General features: G+C 59.8%; 15 protein-coding genes. 4 read left to right on the top strand and 11 right to left on the bottom strand.

The annotated features are described in order from the left end of the window. Positions 1-120: 120 nt before the first annotated feature. From PI739_RS20755 to PI739_RS20780, 6 genes are all read right to left on the bottom strand, one after another. On the bottom strand, positions 121-1056 hold the full coding sequence (locus PI739_RS20755; protein ID WP_003364609.1) for a choline kinase family protein: 936 nt from the start codon (positions 1054-1056) through the stop codon (positions 121-123). Continuing rightward, positions 1053-2006 carry an aminoglycoside phosphotransferase family protein gene (locus tag PI739_RS20760; RefSeq protein ID WP_074806102.1) on the bottom strand — a complete coding sequence of 318 codons (954 nt, stop codon included), beginning with the start codon at positions 2004-2006 and terminating at the stop codon, positions 1053-1055. The genes PI739_RS20755 and PI739_RS20760 overlap by 4 nt, the downstream gene beginning before the upstream one ends. Before the next feature lie 10 nt (positions 2007-2016). Continuing rightward, the gene (locus PI739_RS20765) at positions 2017-3297 is read right to left on the bottom strand and encodes a Zn-dependent hydrolase (RefSeq protein WP_058396280.1); all 1281 of its coding nucleotides are present in this window, start codon (positions 3295-3297) and stop codon (positions 2017-2019) included. Continuing rightward, on the bottom strand, positions 3275-4033 hold the full coding sequence (locus tag PI739_RS20770; protein ID WP_003364616.1) for a DeoR/GlpR family DNA-binding transcription regulator: 759 nt from the start codon (positions 4031-4033) through the stop codon (positions 3275-3277). The genes PI739_RS20765 and PI739_RS20770 overlap by 23 nt, the downstream gene beginning before the upstream one ends. A gap of 80 nt (positions 4034-4113) precedes the next feature. Then, positions 4114-5517, bottom strand: a complete 1404-nt coding sequence (locus tag PI739_RS20775) for an amidase (RefSeq protein WP_096121478.1) — start codon at positions 5515-5517, stop codon at positions 4114-4116. A 310-nt stretch (positions 5518-5827) separates the two neighbouring features. After that, positions 5828-7435 carry a M10 family metallopeptidase gene (locus tag PI739_RS20780; protein WP_271352161.1) on the bottom strand — a complete coding sequence of 536 codons (1608 nt, stop codon included), beginning with the start codon at positions 7433-7435 and terminating at the stop codon, positions 5828-5830. A gap of 464 nt (positions 7436-7899) precedes the next feature. Between PI739_RS20780 and PI739_RS20785 the strand changes: the two genes are divergently transcribed. After that, positions 7900-9228: a sensor histidine kinase gene (locus PI739_RS20785; RefSeq protein ID WP_024662335.1), complete on the top strand. Its 1329-nt coding sequence runs from the start codon at positions 7900-7902 to the stop codon at positions 9226-9228. A gap of 121 nt (positions 9229-9349) precedes the next feature. Here the strand turns inward: PI739_RS20785 and PI739_RS20790 are convergent, their stop codons facing one another. Both PI739_RS20790 and PI739_RS20795 read right to left on the bottom strand, forming a co-directional pair. Next, the gene (locus PI739_RS20790) at positions 9350-9976 is read right to left on the bottom strand and encodes a glutathione S-transferase N-terminal domain-containing protein (protein ID WP_248671637.1); all 627 of its coding nucleotides are present in this window, start codon (positions 9974-9976) and stop codon (positions 9350-9352) included. Positions 9977-10018: 42 nt separating this feature from the next. Continuing rightward, entirely contained in the window at positions 10019-10915 is an 897-nt protein-coding gene (locus PI739_RS20795) for a LysR family transcriptional regulator (protein WP_003364628.1), read from the bottom strand. A 158-nt stretch (positions 10916-11073) separates the two neighbouring features. Here PI739_RS20795 and PI739_RS20800 point away from each other — a divergent pair, with 158 nt between their 5' ends. The 3 genes from PI739_RS20800 (at position 11074) to PI739_RS20810 (ending at position 14874) form a co-directional block, all read left to right on the top strand. After that, a complete protein-coding gene (locus PI739_RS20800) occupies positions 11074-12639 on the top strand; it encodes an MFS transporter (RefSeq protein WP_248670643.1) in 1566 nt (521 codons plus the stop codon). Continuing rightward, positions 12636-13613 (top strand): LLM class oxidoreductase, encoded by a 978-nt coding sequence (locus tag PI739_RS20805; protein WP_103736153.1) that lies wholly within the window; start codon positions 12636-12638, stop codon positions 13611-13613. Before PI739_RS20800 ends, PI739_RS20805 begins: the two co-directional genes overlap by 4 nt. Positions 13614-13695: 82 nt before the next feature. Beyond that, on the top strand, positions 13696-14874 hold the full coding sequence (locus PI739_RS20810) for an LLM class flavin-dependent oxidoreductase (RefSeq protein ID WP_248671636.1): 1179 nt from the start codon (positions 13696-13698) through the stop codon (positions 14872-14874). A gap of 50 nt (positions 14875-14924) precedes the next feature. Here the strand turns inward: PI739_RS20810 and PI739_RS20815 are convergent, their stop codons facing one another. The 3 genes from PI739_RS20815 to PI739_RS20825 form a co-directional block, all read right to left on the bottom strand. Beyond that, complete coding sequence (locus PI739_RS20815; protein ID WP_248671635.1) at positions 14925-15782, bottom strand: DUF6282 family protein; 858 nt, start codon at positions 15780-15782, stop codon at positions 14925-14927. Continuing rightward, complete coding sequence (locus PI739_RS20820) at positions 15779-16552, bottom strand: alpha/beta fold hydrolase (RefSeq protein WP_248671634.1); 774 nt, start codon at positions 16550-16552, stop codon at positions 15779-15781. The genes PI739_RS20815 and PI739_RS20820 overlap by 4 nt, the downstream gene beginning before the upstream one ends. A gap of 72 nt (positions 16553-16624) precedes the next feature. Then, positions 16625-17596 (bottom strand): NAD(P)H-dependent flavin oxidoreductase, encoded by a 972-nt coding sequence (locus PI739_RS20825; protein ID WP_096105520.1) that lies wholly within the window; start codon positions 17594-17596, stop codon positions 16625-16627. Positions 17597-17666: the final 70 nt, after the last annotated feature.

The following is a 17666-nucleotide window of genomic DNA, read 5'->3' on the forward strand; positions in this document are numbered from 1 at the left end:
GGCTATGGATAAGTGATCGGATAAAACTCAAGCAGTGAAAGAAACACGCGGTTACCCGCTACTTTTTTATTATTGAAGTACTTGTTTTACGTATTCGAAGGCTCACAGGACGAGATCGACTCAGACCTGCCGCAGCCAGGTTTCCCATTGCGAATCATTGATGATGCTGCGCGCCCGCATGTGCTTCCAGGTGCCGTACTTGTAAAAGTCGAAGTCCAGTTGCGACACCGCGTGCTGCACCATCGCCCAGGTCGACCATTTGATGTCGGCCAAGGCCTTGTTGAGCTTGATCCGCGCGACGGTTTGCGCGCTGACCTGGCCGAAGTAGTCCTCAATCAGCGCCAGCTCCATGTCGTCGCTGAAAAACATCTCGCCGAACCACAGCGCCAATTCGTAATGGCGGTCGTTGTTGGAGGCGTACTCGAAATCCACCAGGCGAATCTGGCGATCCGCATTGAGCATGAAGTTGCCTGCCAGCGTGTCGTTCATGCACGGCGCCAAGTCGATCCCGGAAGCCTGCAGCGCAGCCTTTGCGCGCTGATATTGCAGACACAGCCAGTCGTCATCCTGAGGCTTGATACCCTTGAGCTCGGCCACCTGGCTCTGGTGCTCGGTTATCATGTCGAATACGGTCTTGGTCTGTTGCAGCAGCGGCTGATCGTTGAACGCCTTGAGCCCGCGCAAGGCACTGTGGCGTATGTCGCGTTGCAGGAAGTCATGGTTGGACGACGCCCGCCAGCCCTCCATGAACTCGAACACCTCGACACCGAAGGCTTCGAGGAAAGCGAAAACCGGCGCGCCATACCCGGTTTGCGCAGCCTTCACACTGGCCTCGTGGGCGGTGTGACGGTCGATGAACATCTCTGTACCGACGCCTGGCACCTTGAAGAAATAAGCCGTGTCGGCGCCCTCGACCTCGACCCGCCAGTTGGTATTGGAAATGCCGCCACTGACCGGCTCGTAGTCAACGCGGCGGCCTTGCCAGCTGTCGATGCTGCGCACGGCGGCTTCCAGTTGTCGTTCCTGGGTACTGACCGACTGCCCTAACGTTTTCATGCTCTACCCTCCTGAACCTGACGCATCCAGCCTTCCAGCCGCGGGTCCTGAACGCACTGTCGGCAGCGCAACAGCGTCCATTGCCCGACCTTGGAAAACTCCAGTGGCCGCGAGGACGTGGTACCGGCCCAAAGCCCCCACAATGTCCAGTACCAGTCGTTGATCAGCGCATACAGACGGCACACGGCGTAGTCGATTTCCAGGCATTGTCCGGCCCACGCGCTGATCCCCTCGCGCCACTGACGCTCGAACGAATAAAGCTCATTGAGGGTAATCGCCACGTCGTACCACGGGTCCATGCAGCCACCGTAGTCAAAATCCACCAGACGCAACTGGCCTTCGCTGGACACCATGACGTTGCTGGACACTCCGTCACCGTGCAGCGGAACTGCTTGCACGGCGTGGCTCTGCAGCGCCTGGCAGGCCATGTCGACGCAGCGGTCGATCCATTGATGCTCGGCAGGCAGCGCAACGTTATCGCGCCCGCACAAGGTGCGAAGACGCTCGATATCCGCCATCGGCGAGCGCACGGCATCAGGCACAGGTCCGGCATGCACCTGCCGTTTGAGTGCCCATAGCGCTGCAAGCCGACCGGGTGCGAGCAGATCGTCGAGCCGCGCAGCTCGCCAGTTCGAACCCAGGTCCTCGAAGATCAGCACGCCATTGGCCTGGTCTGCGCCAAGCAGACGCGGTGCCGCCGTACTGCGGCCGGCACATTCGCTGGCCTGGGCTACCGTGTCGAAATCGATCAGTTGCGCCATGTCGGCATGCAGAACCTTGACGTAGCAACCGCCCTGCGCGCTACTGACCCGAAAGCCTGCCCACTCGGTCGACAATCTCGAAGGCGAGGCCACGCCCTGCGTCACGTTCTCGATCTCGGCGTCCTCAGCGAACCCGCAAGGTGCCAGTGCGCTGCGCAGGCGTGTGGTCAGGTCGTCGGCATATGACATGCTCAGCCCCTCAATTAAATGACGCGGATGAGGTGCAAGCCCGATGCAACAGACCGGTCAGCATGCGCAAACCGTTGTGCATGTCCTGATCGCTGGTGTACTCGGCCTCATTATGAGAAACGCCATTACTGCTGGGGATGAACAGCAGGCACACGGGATAGCGCCGGTTCAGACTGATCGCATCGTGACCGGCGACGGTCATGCTGTCGGTGGTCGACAAACCCAGCTCAGCGCCTACGCCATGCGCCAGTGCAGCGAACCCGTCATGCAGCCTGGCAGGCGAGCGCAAGACGCTGCTTTCCACTTCAAACGCGGTCATGGTCTTGTCGGCGATCGCGTGCAGCGTTGCATCCAGGCGTTCCGAGGCAGCGCTCAGCAGATCGACGTCGCGGGAGCGGTACTCGATGAGCAGCGACACCCGCGAAGGCACGACGTTGGGCGAATTGGGGTAGACCTCGATACGTCCTACCGAACTGTGCATCTGCACGCCGTGCTGCAAGGCTTCGTCATGCACCGCAGTGATGGTGTGTGCAGCAGCCAGCAACGCATCCCGGCGCGCGGCCATGGGCGTGGGGCCGGTGTGATTCTGCTCGCCATCGAAACGCACTCGCCGTTTCAGCGCGGCCCAGGTCTCGCGCACTACGCCGATAGCCGTCTGGCTGCTTTCCAGGCCAGCACCCTGCTCGACATGAATCTCGACATACCCGGCAATGTTCACATCAACCTGATCGTTGCCCAGATACCCGATGGCCTGCAGGGCGTCCTTGAGACGGATGCCATCACCATCGCGGCTTTCCCAGGCGTCGTTCAGCTTCAAGGCACCGGTGAACACGCCACTGCCGATCAGGCTCGGCTGAAAGCGCGCGCCCTCCTCGTTGGTCCAGTTGACGACCGCCAGATTACAGCGTGGGACTTCGCCACGCTCAAGCAATTGCCGCGTCAGACTGGACACCGCCACGGCGCCGGCAAGCACGCCGTATACGCCATCGAAACGCCCGGCACTCGGCTGGCTGTCCAGGTGCGAACCGCAGAGCAGATAAGGCGCGTCAGGATCAAAGGTCATGAGGCCAAACAGGTTGCCCACCGCATCGATACGGACTTCGAAGCCGTGCGCGTCGAGCCAGTCCCGAAACAGGTCGCGTACCTGACCGTCTTCGACCGAAGCCGCCAGCCGATGCAAACCACCGGCGGGTGTGGCACCGATCGCCGAGCTTTGCCGAAACAATGCTTCGAACGCTGCCAGATCAGCTGCGCCCGGCTCGATCAGTTCAGGAATAGAGGGTGTCGACATGATCTTTCTCCAGGCGTGTCGCAAACTCGTCGGATAGCGCGCGATTAGTGACCAGGGTCGTGATCGCGGCAAATGGCAGGGTGTTGATAAAGGTGCGATGACCGAACTTGCCATCGTCAGCCAGCACAACGCTGCGCGTGCAATGCCTGACCAGCGTTCTGCGCAACATGGCTTCTGGCTCCTGGTAATCCATCAGGCCAAAGTCCAGGTCAATGCCGCCGATGCCCATGAAGGCAATGTCGTAGTGAAACTGCCGAGCGAATTCCAGCGTATGGGGACCGATCAAGGCGTTGTCGGTGCGCCGCACATCACCGGGCGCAACCAGAACCTGATTGTCGCTCTGGTGCGATATCAACTGGGCGATGTCCAGCGAATTGGTGATGATCTTCAACTGACTGAACCGGGTCAGTTGCTGGGCCAGCGCCAGCGTCGAGGTGCCGGTGTCGAGGAAGATGGCCATGCCTTCGCTGACCAGCTGCGCAGCACGCACGGCGATGCCCGCCTTGGCGCGAGGCTTGAGCCTGCTGCGCTCCTGCAACGGCAATTCTTCGCTGGACCTGGGCAGAATAGCGCCACCGTGAATGCGCCTTAACCTGCCCTCTTCCTCCAGATGCTTGAAGTCGCGGCGGATGGTCTCTTCGGAGACAAACAGCAATTGTGCAAGGTCCGACGCCTTGACCCGCTGCTGTTGAGCGAGCAGGCGCATGATTTCGTCCAGACGCGGCTGATTGAGCATGGGGGTGACATTCCGTTGCAAAGTGATGACTCCAGTGTCCGGGCCGTTGGCCCCCTGATCCGTGTGCGAGAGCGACATGTCTATTGCCCCGAAACCGGTGGCAGGTGCTGATCCCAGGGCGCAATGGCTTCTACAGCGGCACAGAACTGCAGCACCTGGGCATCGGCAAAGCGTGGACCTACGACTTGCAGGCCGATCGGCAACCCCTCGGAACTCCAGCCACAAGGCAGGTTGGCGGCCGGGTTGCCGGTGATGTTGAAAGGGTAAGTGAACGGCGTCCAGCGCGCCCACGGCACAGCGCCGTCCTGCCCGGCATAGCCCACGGGGGCGACATCGTCTGCGGCAAACGGCAGGATCGGCAGCGTGGGCATGAGCAGCAGATCGTAATCTTCAAACAGCGCGTGCACCTGATTGGCGAACGCCGCACGCTGTTGAAGAGCCTGCAAATAATCACTCAGGCTGTACTGGGCAGACCGCTTGATCAGATCGGCAAAGCCGGGATCGAGCTGGTCCAGTTTCTGCGCAAGCGCCTTGCCATAGGCAATACCGCGCCCGGCGACCCACAGGGTTTCGAAGGTCGCCAGCGGGTCATGCCAATCCGGTTTGAGTATGCTGACTGTGACGGGCAGCGACCTGGCGATATTGCCCACGGCGGCATCAACCGCTGCAGCGACTTGCGCATCGACCGGCGTGTCGAACAGCGTCGGGCAGAAACCGATGCGCAAGGGTTTCAGCGGCTGGTCGCAACGGGCCAGAAAGGACTCGTCGGGAGCTGGCAGCGCCTGATGATCCAGTGGATCGGGGCCCGACAGAATGTCGAACAGCAATGCGCTGTCGCGCACGGTGCGGGTGATCGGTCCGGCATGACTGAGCATCTCGGTGGCCGACCAGGGCCAGGTGGGAATACGGCCCAGCGTGCCCTTGAGGGCAAATGCGCCACAGAACGAGCCCGGAATACGTACCGAGCCGCCGCCGTCGGAGCCCAGTGCGGCTGGCACCATTCGCGCCGCCACGGCAATTGCCGAACCGGAGCTGGAGCCGCCGCTGGTGAGGTTCGGGTCCCACGGGTTGCGCCCGTTGCCGAACACCCGCGACGTACTGGCGCCCGTCCAGCCGAACTCGGTGGTCGCTGTCTTGCCAAGAATGATCGCGCCAGCGTTCTTCAGGCGACGGATGATGGGTGCGTCCTGGGCCGGCACCGAGTCCAGAGCGGTCAACGACCCCCGGGTGGTGCGCAGCCCTGCGGTGGAAAAGAGATCCTTGATGCCAAAGGGTACGCCGTGCAGCCGCCCGCGCACCTCACCGCGCTGCAGTTCGGCGGTCATGCCTTCGGCCTGTTCAAGCGCCGCCTCGGCATACACATCACCGAATGCATTCAGTGTGGAATTGTGGGTTTCAATCGCTGAAAGGCACAACTCGGTCAAGCGTATCGGCGTCAGGCCCCCTTCGCGAACAAGCGTGGCAGCTTCAATCACGTTAGGCATGGAAGATGGCTTGGACTCAATCAAAGCAGATACCTCTCAGACACTTATGCGCAATGCACGGCACCAACGGCTGTCGGCGCATTACATTCAGCAGGCCCTTATGAGTCAAGTGGGTTTTGTTGGATATATTGAATTTGTGGTTTTAAATTTTGTAACAGCACCGTCACGGTGCCAAAAAACGCGCAAAACGCTGCCTCGCCCAATTGCGGTGCGCGATTAAAACCAGAAAAGAAGGGGAAAGTCGGCGGGAAAGGACTGCGCCTGTCAGCGACGCAGTCCTGTCATTGAGATCGGTCTTTCAGGTCAGCGATCAGACCGCCAGATCGTGGGCATGGAACTCGCTGACGCCGACCAGCTGGATTTCAAAGTCCGCATGCAGGTCGCCATTGACGTTGCCGGACAGCACATGATCAGCGAAACGCAGCTGGCCAGCGCCAGTGAACTCGCCGCTGCCGATGAAGCTGAAAGCATCGAGGGCCTTGGTGTCCACGTTGGCATCCATTTTCAGGAAGCTCAGTTTGTCGCCTTGCTGGCTATTGAAGTCGGTGATCACGTCGCTGTTGTGGCCTTTGCCCATTTCCGACAGATCGTTGAACACGAAACGGTCAGCACCGCTACCACCAGTCATGATATCGGCGCCCTGACCGCCCACCAGTTTGTCATTGCCGGCACCGCCGAACAGAACGTTGTCCGCATCATTACCGGTCAGGGTGTTGTTGCGGTCATTGCCCAGCACGGTGAATGCACCCTCGCCTTTGAGATGCACATTCTCGAAGTTCGCCAGCGTCCCGGCATTGAGGTTGATCACCTGTGCAATGGGCGAGGTATTGTCGTAAGTGATCTTCAGCGTATCGACGCCTTGATCGGCCTTTTCCTGAACAAGGTCCAGTTCGCCGGCCTGATCGATGACGTAGGTATCGTTGCCCAGTCCGCCGATCATGGTATCCAGACCACCGCGGCCATTGAGCACGTTATCCAGATCGTTGCCGATCAACGTGTCATTGAAGGCAGAACCTATGGCGTTTTCGATGTGCGCACCGTAGGCAATCGCCAATCCGGAATTCATCAGCGTGGGTGCGTCAGGGTTCGCGTTGTAATCGAGAAACGCCTTGCCGATAGTGCTGAACTCACCCTCGTTGAGGTTGATTTTCACCGAGGCTTCCTGATTGCTGGCATCGATGGTGTCTTTGCCGCCAGCGTCCCAGATGGTCTCGAATACCGATTGCCCGGGCGCCCACTTATAGACGTCGTCGCCAGTGTGATAGTGGGTGTTGGCACCGTATATAAACTGCATGGCCGCGACATCGAGCAGCATCGGCGTGGTGGGCTTGAAGCTGTAATTGTTGGTGTAGCTCATGATGGTGTAACGCGCATCTTCGAATTTGGCATCGAGCAGGACATCGTTGTACTGCGAGCCTTCGAACGAATGCTTCAAGCCCAGTGCATGACCGGTTTCATGCATGAACGTGAGGTAATCGTCCGTGCCCTTGGCTGGATCGGCCGCGTTGACGTTCGGTCCGATCCAGACATCGCCGGAGCGGCCCAGCGTGCCCGGCGCGTAAGCTTGGCCAAACTCGGAGCCTTGCAGGCCCTTGAAGCCGCCGAAGCGAATGTCTCCGACATTATCGGGGGTGTCCTGAACCTCGGTGAACTTGATATCAGCCACAGCGCTCCAGGCATCCAGTGCGCTTTTTGCGGCTGCCGCCTGGGCGTCGGTCAGCGAATAGGCATCGCCGGGTTCCTGAGAGCGACTGTAGTCAGTGGCATAGACAGAGTCGGCCCGATGAAAACTGTAAGTCAGATGGGTACCGGAAGAATCCCCGAGCCAGAATGGCCCCCATAGCAGACTGGTAACTCGGTCGTCGGCAGCCCCCTCGGGCAAGAGTTCGGCAGGACTTGATTCATTTGGGCCGGGCATCGGCGTTGCTCCTGAAGAATACAGACGTTAGTGATAGGCCAACGATCTTTGCCAGCGCAAAAACCGAACAGCAGTTTATTACACAGCACACATAATATGGACATAATAAGTTACAAAAATAGCGTTCAGAACGGCCGGTTCATTACTCTCAATACCTGCCAACTTCTTATGACGAGTGAACTTTAACTTCTATTACAAGTGCCATTTAATGGCGCGTCGCCATATAGGTTTCTTAGCACCAGCCAAGACAGTAAGAAGTGACTGCTTCGAGGGTATTCGAACACGATCGGAACGCCCTTCGATTGCGCAGGATTGCTTCACTGCGTGTCGAGGGGGGAGGCTGAATAAAGGGGACATCGTTCAAACCTGCGCACGCCGAGCTGATTTATGCGGCGTATACCTTGCTGCACTCTATGGATCATAGGCATCATAAGACCCAATTTCATCCGATCGCGGTGCGCCCCATGACCCACCACCCTGCGCCACTCCCCGCCAGCGAGGAAGAACGAGTCCTGTCTCTTGAGCATCTCAAGATACTGGACAGTGCTCCCGAGCAAGACTTCGACGACATTGTGCTGCTCGCCACCACATTGTGCGACGCGCCCATCGCGCTGGTTTCGCTGGTTGACCGAGAGCGCCAGTGGTTCAAGGCCTGCATCGGCCTGGACGTGCAGGAGACGCATCGCGACCTGGCATTCTGCGCCCACGCCATCCTGCAGCCTTCCGATGTGCTGGTGGTGGAAGACGCAACCACTGACCCTCGCTTCAGAGAGAGTCCGCTGGTGCTCGGGCCTCCCTACATCCGTTTTTATGCAGGTGCGCCGATTCGTACCGAGGCCGGTCATGCGCTGGGCACCGTCTGCGTGATCGACATCTGGCCGCGCGTACTGAGCGAACAGCAACGTCGTGCCCTGCTGGCACTGGCGCGGCAAACCGCAGCCCTGATGCAATACCGCCTGGTCTCGGAGCAACGTGACCAGCACGCCGCCGAACTGGCGCTGGGGCTCGAAAGCGCACAGAGCCAAAGCCTGGCTCTGGAGCGCAATTTGCGCCAGTCGCAACGGGTGTCTTCGCTGGGCATGCTCACGGCAAGCATCGCTCATGACTTCAACAACCTGCTCCAGGCACTGAGTGCCAGCCTGCAACTGATCCGCATGCGCTCACGCCGCCCTACCGACGTCGAGACGCTCAGCGATACCGGACTGCGAGCAGTGGATCACGGTCGCCAACTGGTGACTCGCCTGCTCAACAGCGTTCGCCATGACGGTCCCGAACTGATCTGCATCGATGTCAGCGAACGGATCGATGCCGCGCGTGACCTTCTGTTGCGTTCGGCAGGCGACACGCTGGACCTTTCATTCGACCTGTCCGCCCGAGGCTGGGGCGTGTTGTGCGCAGAAGCGCAATTGCATACCACCTTATTGAATCTGCTGAGCAATGCGCGTGATGCAATTTCAGGCCCTGGCAAGGTGCATATCTCGACCCGGCTGGAGTCCATCAAGGAAGACCCGCAATTCCCGGAAGGTGATTATCTGGTACTCAGCGTGAACGATAACGGGCCTGGCATGACAGCCGAGCTCAAGGAGCAGATCTTCGAACCTTTCTTCACGACCAGAAGTGCCGACCCGGGTGCCGGGCTCGGCCTTGTTCAGGTGCAGGAGTTCGCGGTAAATGCCGGCGGAGGCGCACGCGTCGAAACAGCACCGGGAAGCGGTACTACGGTGCATCTCTATTTGAGAATACTGGGGCCGATCAGTGCAACCAACGCGCCAGCCCATATAACCGAACATTAACAACGGCTCATCGCCAGCGAGGCGTGGTTACTTCAGGCACGCCTTGAATTAAAAAGGGCCGAACATTCAATGTTCGGCCCTTTTAATTTTATAACCTGCTTCATCATTAACGTCGGGTGTTTCATGGCCAATGGCGTCTTATGACCGCGTTGACCAACGGCTCAGCCTCAACCCGTAACAACAGCGCATGAAAATCCGGTCGGGCGTTATGCAGGTGCTCCCGGGCGCCACTCCATCGCGTCACGACAGAGGCCAGAATCTCCACTGCGCCGGGTGAATCGCAACGCCAAACCCCGGCATCAGCAAACAGGTCGGCAAACGTCTCCCAGTTTTGATGCAACCGCCTCCGGGCGCCCGCTTCGAGCAGCCTCTCCAGCCCATCGTCGGCACTCGTCAGCCAGCGCTGCGGGTAATCAATGATCCCGATGGCGGCATAGCAGTTGGCTGCCGTGTAAACCAGCGCGCGAAGCGCTTGAGCACGCTGCGCGGAATCGCCAGGCAGAAGCCCGGAACCTGGGTACTCCAGGCCCAGATGGATCAGGATCGCAGCGCTTTCAGTGAGTACCGAGCCATCGGCGAGCACCAACGTGGGAACTTGCATCAACGGGTTGACCCGCCTCAACGCCTCCTTGCCTGGCCCCTCCTCCCATCCACAGGCGTTGCACACTGTAAAAGGTACCGAGCAGCGCTGAAGCGCTATCTCTATAGCCGCTGAACCCGAACGTTCCGTGCCGAAAAGCGTGTACATGCCAGTGCTCCTTGCCAAGTGCTGCAGGCTCGCTCCGTACAGTCATACTGATGGAGGAGCAAACAAATGGGCGTGCATGAAATCAATGAAGACTCGCAGGCGCAGCGAAAGATGCTTGCTGGACGGCCAGAGCAATCTGAACGTTCCGGTGTGCACCGTGTAATCAGCCAGGACAGGTATCAGCTCGCCGTCGCGGACGGCCGATGAAATCATGAAGTCCGGCAGACAGGCAATGCCCAACCCGGCCCGCGCAACGTCCACCAGAATCTCGGTGGTGTTACACACCATGGCCTGAGGTAACTCAAGATCATCGACGCCTGGCTCACGACGCAGCGGCCAGTGTTCGAACTTTCCCGAGGAGGGAAACTTGTGCAACAGGCAGGCGTGCTGACTCAGGTCGCCAGGATGCCGGGGTATACCATGCCGGGCAAAATAGTCCGGAGCGCCGACAATGCGCAATTGGAAGCTGCCCATCCGCTTCGACATCAGGCCCGAGTCGGCGGGATCTCCGGTGCGTAACACGACATCGAAGCCCTCCTCGATGATATCGACCATCCGGTCCGAGAAATCGATATCCAGTTCGATATCGGGGTAGGTGCGCATGAAGTCGATGATCACCGGCATGACCAGTCCGCTGACCAACGGCAGACTGATCCGCAACCTGCCCCTGGGCAGATCCCTGGCATTGATCAACTCCATTTCCGCCGCTTCCAGCTCCGACAGAATGCGTCGGCAACGCTCCAGGAATATCGAGCCTTCCAGCGTCAGGGCGATACTGCGCGTACTGCGATGAAAAAGCCGTACACCGAGGCTCTCCTCCATACGGCCAATGCTCTTGCCGATACCCGACGAAGAGATGCCCAGGCGTTTTCCGGCCTGGGTAAAACTCCGTGTTTCGGCAACCAGAACGAACACGGCGATGCTTCCGAGCGATTCCAATACCCACTCCTATTCAGGACAACCCTGTCCTATACGTTCGGAACATAAGCCTGTTTTTGTTTGCGGGCGCAACCCCTAATCTCCCGGCAGGGCAATCGCTCTTGGATAAACGCGTGCATCACAGCAAAACCCGGGCACGCTTCACAGGGACATTGCACATGACCACAGCACATCGGGTCCAAACACAACCCACTGCGGGACGATGGGGGCAACTGCTCGCGGCTTGCCTGACCGGCATTCTGATCCCGTTATGCTTCACCGGCCCTGCCGTGGTTCTGCCTTCGATAAACCAGGCGCTGGGCGGATCAGCGGTCGAGCTGACCTGGGTCATCAACGCCTACATCCTGACCTACGGCAGCGCGATGATGGCCGCCGGGAGCCTGACGGATATCTACGGCAGAAAACGCGTCTGGTTGATCGGGCTGGCGATCTTCGTGCTCTCCACCTTCGCCATTCCGGCAGCTTCCTCCGTGGTCCAGATCGACCTGCTCAGACTGGTTCAAGGCCTGGGTGGCGCGGCAGCGTTCGCCGGGGCGATGTCGTCGCTTGCCCAGACCTTTCATGGCGCCGAGCGCACCCGAGTCTTCAGCCTGCTGGGCACCACCTTCGGCATAGGTCTGGCCTTCGGCCCACTCGCAGCCGGCTCGCTGGTGGATTCGGCAGGTTGGAAATGGTCATTTCATGCGACTGCACTCATCGGCGTCGCGGGGTTCCTGCTGGTGCTGTTCAGCGCCACCGAATCAAAGGATCCCGACGCCACGGGTATGGACTGGCCGGGCGCAATCAGTTTTACCGCAGCATTGGCCCTGTTCACTTACGCAATCCTGCTCGCCCCTGAAGAGAGCTGGAGCGATCCACTGGTGATGGGTGGCATCATTGGCTCACTGCTGCTGTTCTGGATATTCATCGCCGTGGAGCGGCGCGTTGCCCGTCCCATGCTGGACCTGTCACTGTTCAATAGCGCGCGCTTTGTCGGCGTGCAGATTCTTGCAGCCAGTCCGGCATTTTTCTTTGTCGTGCTGATCATCATGTTGCCAGCGCGCTTCATTGGTATCGACGGTCTCAGCGCTCTGGAAACCGGGCAAATGATGACCGCACTGGCCGCGCCCCTGCTGATCGTACCGATGCTTGCCGCACAACTGGCACGTCGTTTCACCTCCGGGCTACTGTCCGGTATCGGTTTGCTGCTGGTGGCTGTCGGCCTGCTGTGGCTCGCGCTGGCGCTGGACAGCGGAGCAATCAAAACCGCCTTGCTGCCGATGGCCTTGATCGGTATCGGCATCGGTCTGCCCTGGGGGCTGATGGATGGCATGGCGATCAGTGTGGTTGAAAAGGAACGCGCCGGTATGGCTACCGGCATCTTCAATGCCGTACGCGTTTCTGCCGACGGCATAGCCATTGCGATCGCAGGCGCACTGCTCGCCACGTTCATTCAGTGGGGTCTGTTCGATGCCCTGACGGGTGTCGCGCCTGATGTGGTGACAAACGCTGCCAACCGCGCCGCATTGGGCGACCTGCAGAATGCGATCGGTCTTCTGCCCGGCCAGGCAGAACTGCTGCACCAACAGTACGCCACCGCGTTCCGCAATCTGCTGTTCATTCTCAGCGCCGCCACCGTGCTGACGGCCGTGGCGGTCTTTGCGCTGCTTGGTCGCGTACGCGCTCATGAAGAACCGCCCATAGAGGCCTCCGACACGCTTGAACTGGCGGGCGAAATCAAGTGAGTCCCTATGAAATATCAGGCGCAAAGCGGCATCCCGCCTTTGCAAAGGTATTCGCGCCAGGTCACCTCACGTTCGGGCTGATCGCGCCTCTGGAGGGCTACCCCGACTCCGCAGCACCGACCATGAAAGACCATCTGGCCTTGGCCATTCAGGCCGACAAGGCCGGTTTCGCCGCGCTGTGGCTGCGCGACGTACCGCTTCTCGACCCGGGGTTCGGCGACGCCGGTCAGGTGTTCGATCCTTTTGTCTACGCCGCGCTGCTGTCTGCCGTCACCCGGCAAATCTGCATCGGCACGGCAGGCATCATATTGACGCTGCGTAATCCGCTGATGGTCGCCAAACAGGCGTGCAGCGTGGACGTGTTGCTCGAGGGACGCTTCCTGCTGGGTGTGTCGACGGGGGACAGGCCCGGCGAATATCCTGCGTTCGGCGAGCATTTCGACACCCGCGCGGAACGCTTCAGAGACGGCGTCGAACTGCTGCACGCGGTGACCGAGCAGTCTTTTCCAGTGTTCAGATCGCGCCATTACGGGCAACTCAATGGCACGCTGGATCTACTGCCGAAACCGGTTTTCGGGCGGCTGCCTATGCTTGCCATCGGCCGCTGTCAGCAGGATATCAAATGGCTGGCCAATCACATGGATGGCTGGATATGGCATCAGAGCGGCTTCGACACCTTGCCTGAAGTGATCAATCATTGGCGCAGTGCCAATGAGCAAAAACACTTCAAGCCCTACGGCTATGCGACGTTCTTCGATCTGGACGAGAACAAGGACGCGCCGATGAAAGTCGGACGCGGAATCAGTACCGGGCGCAACGCCCTCATCGCCCTGTGGCAGCGTCAGCGGGAACAGGGGGTTTCGCATGTGGCGCTGAACCTCAAGCCCCTGAGGCGTCCGGCCACAGAAGTGTTGCAAGAGCTGGAAGAGTATGTGCTGCCGTACTTCCCGACCCGCCGGGGTGATCATGCCTGAGCGAATACTTCATCGGCACGGCCACCGCAGGTTCAGGATGTAGCAAGGACGAACGATTCAACTACCGACCTGGGAGGTCACGATGCGCGCTGAAAAATCCTATCCGATAAAAACCAACCCGATGCACAGCAGCCCGAACAAGATACAGCTGGGTGTTTTCTCCACCAATACCGAGGGTGGCTGCACCGTCACCAATGCGCCTGAACGCCTGCGCGGAGACGACTGGGCTGGCAACCTGGAAATCGCACGGATTGCCGACGATGCGGGGTTTGAAGCCTTCATACCGGTAGGCCGCTGGAAAGGTTTCGGCGGTACCAACAATACGGGCGGTGTCTGTTTCGAGACCTATACCTGGGCTGCCGGTATTGCAGCCCTGACCAGTCAGATCGCGGTCTTCACCACCTCGCACCTGCCCACCGTACACCCGCTGTTCGCGGCCAAACAGGCGGTGACCATCGACCACATCAGCGGCGGGCGCTTCGGGCTGAATATCCTTTGCGGCTGGTATGGCGCGGAAATGCGCATGTTCAGCGGCCACATGATGGAGCACGACAAACGCTACGACTACGCGGAAGAGTGGCTGCACATTGCAAAAAATGCCTGGGAGCAGCAGACCCCGTTCGACTTCAAAGGCGAGTATTTCAACATCTGCGGCGCAATCTCGCAGCCACAACCCCTGAATAAACCCTACCTGATCAACGCAGGAGGCTCGCCGCGCGGCAAACTGTTCTGCGCAGAACATTGCGATGCCGCATTCCTGATCGTCAAACATCTGGACGGCGAACACGCCGTGCGTGAGCAGATCGCTTCTTACAAAGACCTGGCGAAACAGAAATTCGGTCGTGACATAAAGATATGGTGTTATGGCTACGTGGTGCAGAAGGACACGCAGGAGCAAGCAGACGCTTACCTGGACTATTACGCCAACCAGTTGGGTGACGATGAGGGCTGCGACATCATCACCGGCGAGCTGGGTATCCAGACCGGCATTTTCACCCCCGAAGACGCCGTGCGTTTCCGTTTCCACTTCAAGGCCGGATTCGCCGGGGTGCCCCTGGTGGGCACACCCGAGAAGATCGTGGAGCTGTTCAGGAAGTATTCTGACTGGGGGATCGACGGCATTGCCCTGACGTGGCTCGATTACCACGAGGGTATAAAGGACTTCGTGAGAGAAACACTGCCGCTGATGGAAGACGCGGGCCTGCGTGAATCCAGAGTTGTGGAGGCGATTGCTTCGAAGGTGTCCGCAGCAGTAGCCTGATGGCCAGGCCGCCCTGGCAGTGCTAACCAGGGCGGCCTTATCCGAACAGTTTAAAGGGCCAACATGCGTTGCGGATTCAACAGCGTCACCTCGGTGCGGCGCTCGCCGCTCAAGCCGAACGCATCGAACCACTGCCCGCTCAACGACAGCCACTCGTGGACATCGATCTGACTGGTCTGCCCCAGGTCCGAGCTGTAGACCACATTGCCGACATGACTCAACACATCGCTGAAATCCTGCCGGTCCTGATAGCCCAGCAGGTACGTCAGTGCGGTCTGCTCGATGTAGACCGATGGCTCTGTGCCGATCAGCGCAAGCTCGGCCGCGTCTAGACCGGTCAACGGATTGGCAGGCTGGTTGAGCATCAACCTCGGCACACCGATCCGCAGCGCTTCGTCGATCAACGTCCTGACTTCATTGGCATCAGCATGCCCGGTCGAGATCACCAGCGGATAGTCACGTGCCATTTTCAGAATATCCTGCGCCTGTGGCGTCAGGCGGCCGTTCTCCGATGTCACTCTGGCAGGCTTGATGGGCTTGTCCCGCAACAGCGGAAGGCTCAGGTTGCGGGCCAGCGTGCTGGTATGCGTTCTGCCTGTGACGGTTGGCAAGTGAACAATGAAACGTCCAGATTCATCGCCACGCAAACAGAGGCTGCGCTCGACCACACGGTAGTCGATGCCGCCGGCAATCTCGTTCAGCACCACCGAGCCGCTGACCGGAAAACCCTGATTGCGTGCTTCCCATGCCTGGGCCGCCGTACACCCCAGGTGATTTTTCAATACGACCCGGCCCTGCACCGCAGCGTAGCGTCTGCCCGCCTCTATCGCTCCATGACGGCGAATGAACGCGTCAGGATTGGCGTGGTAATGCAGATCAATGAAGCCTGGCTCCTCAATCTGACTCATTGCACACACTCCGCTCTGGCGATCAGAAATGTATCGATGCTCTCCAGCACCCGGTCCAGATCATCTGCCAGCGGGCGCATCCCGCCATCAGGCACACACAGTGAGCGTTGTCTGTGGCCTTTGGTATGCAGCACATGACGCGCCCCAACCAGTTGCGACTTCCCGCCAAACACGCTCAGCACACGCCCTTTGTAATCGAGCAGGCACTCACTGATATCCAGACCGCTCAGTAGCCGGAATCCCAGGGTCAGACGCTGTCCCTGGGTTGATAGCGTTGCGTCATTCTCGCTGACGGACGGGTGCTCGTGTTTCTGGCCTTCAGGCAACACCAGATCGTCCAGCAGGCGTTTGGCTTGCTCGACATGCCCTTGTTCTGCCAGATCAGCCATACGTCCCAGCCTGGAATCCAGCAGCGCATCGGCTTTGGCGGGAGAAGAAAGCAGCAACAACGCAGGCGTCGACCGCATTGATGAAGTGCCTGCCAACGCCTGTACCAACGCACCACCCAAGGCCACGCCGACGAGTACATCCGGTATCCCCCAAGGTTCGAGTGCGCTGACCCAGCGCTCGGCAAACCCGCCAAAGTCTTCGCCGGGCTTGAGCGGCAGGGACAGGGAATCAAAAACCCTGACCTGATACCCCCTCGCAGTGAAATGCTCGATCAGCGGTTGGGCAAACCCGCCCTCGTCCCAGACCGGCATCACCGGTGAAAGAATGAATACGCTTGATTGCCCGACACCGAAGGTCTGGCAGGTGATGCAATGACTCATGGCTTTTGCTCCTGCAAAAATGACAAGACCCGCCTTGTCGAGCGGGTCCGGTCGTTGCTCCATCGTGAAGGCTCAGCGGGTCGTGCGAAGGCGTTCGACACTGGCGGCATAGCCGCGCAGGGTCGACTCGATGATCAGTTGCGCGGGCAGCACTTCCTTGATCAGGTCCGCGACTTCGCCCGCCCAGATGGCCCGGATACTGACATCGTCGGCCGCCAGCGCGGCTTCATAGTCCAGGCGCAGTTGACCGGCTGAGGCAGCGAAAGCCTGCTCCTCACCCACCCAGCTAGCGGAAAAGTCATTGCCGATCACACGTCCGCTGTAGCCCTCGGGCCAGTCGATGCCGCGTACCTGATCAAAGATCCGGGTTCGCACCGTATCGCTCGCGACCGCCTGCAGCAGTCGCTGTTTTACCCGTTCGGAAGGCAGTGCCTCCTGCGAAGCCAGAAAGCGCGTGCCCATCATCACGCCGTCCATGCCCAGCGCCAGCGCAGCAGCCATGCCACGCCCGTCGGCGATCCCGCCGGCACCGATCAGCACGACATGCTCACCCACCGCGTCGCGGACCGCCGGGAACAGCGGCAGTGAAGCGCGACGCAAACTGTGACCACCCGCCTCGGCACCTTGCACAATCAGCGCATCGGCACCGGCGTCCAGCGCTTCAAGCGCCTGGTCAACGTCATGCACCTGAACGATGACTTTGGCGCTGGCCTGTTGAATGGGCCGGACGAAAGGACGTACATCACCAAACGACAGGACAACCACCGCCGGACGATACTCCAGCGCCAGATGAAGCAATTCGAACTGTTTGGCCACGGTAAACATGACCAGCCCGACGCCCCAAGGCTGCTGCACCTCTCGCATCATCTCCAGTTCACGTGCCATCCATTGCGGGTCGCCGTAACTGGCACCCACCAGGCCGAGGCCACCGGCACGGGAAACCGCAGCCGCCAGACGCCCACCGGACGCGCCGCCCATGGGCGCCAGAATCAGCGGGTGGTCAATGCCCAGAAGAGAGGTCAGTGCTGTATTGATCGTGGTCATCGCATAATCCCTGTGCAAATCCGAGTGAATATCAGACGAAGGCGGCCTGTGCGCCGCCCTCTTCTGCCGG

It is taken from the genome of Pseudomonas cerasi (genome assembly GCF_027983475.1).
Classification (GTDB): Bacteria; Pseudomonadota; Gammaproteobacteria; order Pseudomonadales; family Pseudomonadaceae; genus Aquipseudomonas; species Aquipseudomonas cerasi.

Excerpts from the sequence above, each read along its gene's own strand:
- PI739_RS20755 (WP_003364609.1), bottom strand. The coding sequence starts at position 1,056 with ATGAAAACGTTAGGGCAGTCGGTCAGTACCCAGGAACGACAACTGGAA.
- PI739_RS20760 (WP_074806102.1), bottom strand. The coding sequence starts at position 2,006 with ATGTCATATGCCGACGACCTGACCACACGCCTGCGCAGCGCACTGGCA.
- PI739_RS20765 (WP_058396280.1), bottom strand. The coding sequence starts at position 3,297 with ATGTCGACACCCTCTATTCCTGAACTGATCGAGCCGGGCGCAGCTGAT.
- PI739_RS20770 (WP_003364616.1), bottom strand. The coding sequence starts at position 4,033 with ATGCTCAATCAGCCGCGTCTGGACGAAATCATGCGCCTGCTCGCTCAA.
- PI739_RS20775 (WP_096121478.1), bottom strand. The coding sequence starts at position 5,517 with ATGCCTAACGTGATTGAAGCTGCCACGCTTGTTCGCGAAGGGGGCCTG.
- PI739_RS20780 (WP_271352161.1), bottom strand. The coding sequence starts at position 7,435 with ATGCCCGGCCCAAATGAATCAAGTCCTGCCGAACTCTTGCCCGAGGGG.
- PI739_RS20785 (WP_024662335.1), top strand. The coding sequence starts at position 7,900 with ATGACCCACCACCCTGCGCCACTCCCCGCCAGCGAGGAAGAACGAGTC.
- PI739_RS20790 (WP_248671637.1), bottom strand. The coding sequence starts at position 9,976 with ATGTACACGCTTTTCGGCACGGAACGTTCGGGTTCAGCGGCTATAGAG.
- PI739_RS20800 (WP_248670643.1), top strand. The coding sequence starts at position 11,074 with ATGACCACAGCACATCGGGTCCAAACACAACCCACTGCGGGACGATGG.
- PI739_RS20810 (WP_248671636.1), top strand. The coding sequence starts at position 13,696 with ATGCGCGCTGAAAAATCCTATCCGATAAAAACCAACCCGATGCACAGC.
- PI739_RS20815 (WP_248671635.1), bottom strand. The coding sequence starts at position 15,782 with ATGAGTCAGATTGAGGAGCCAGGCTTCATTGATCTGCATTACCACGCC.
- PI739_RS20820 (WP_248671634.1), bottom strand. The coding sequence starts at position 16,552 with ATGAGTCATTGCATCACCTGCCAGACCTTCGGTGTCGGGCAATCAAGC.
- PI739_RS20825 (WP_096105520.1), bottom strand. The coding sequence starts at position 17,596 with ATGACCACGATCAATACAGCACTGACCTCTCTTCTGGGCATTGACCAC.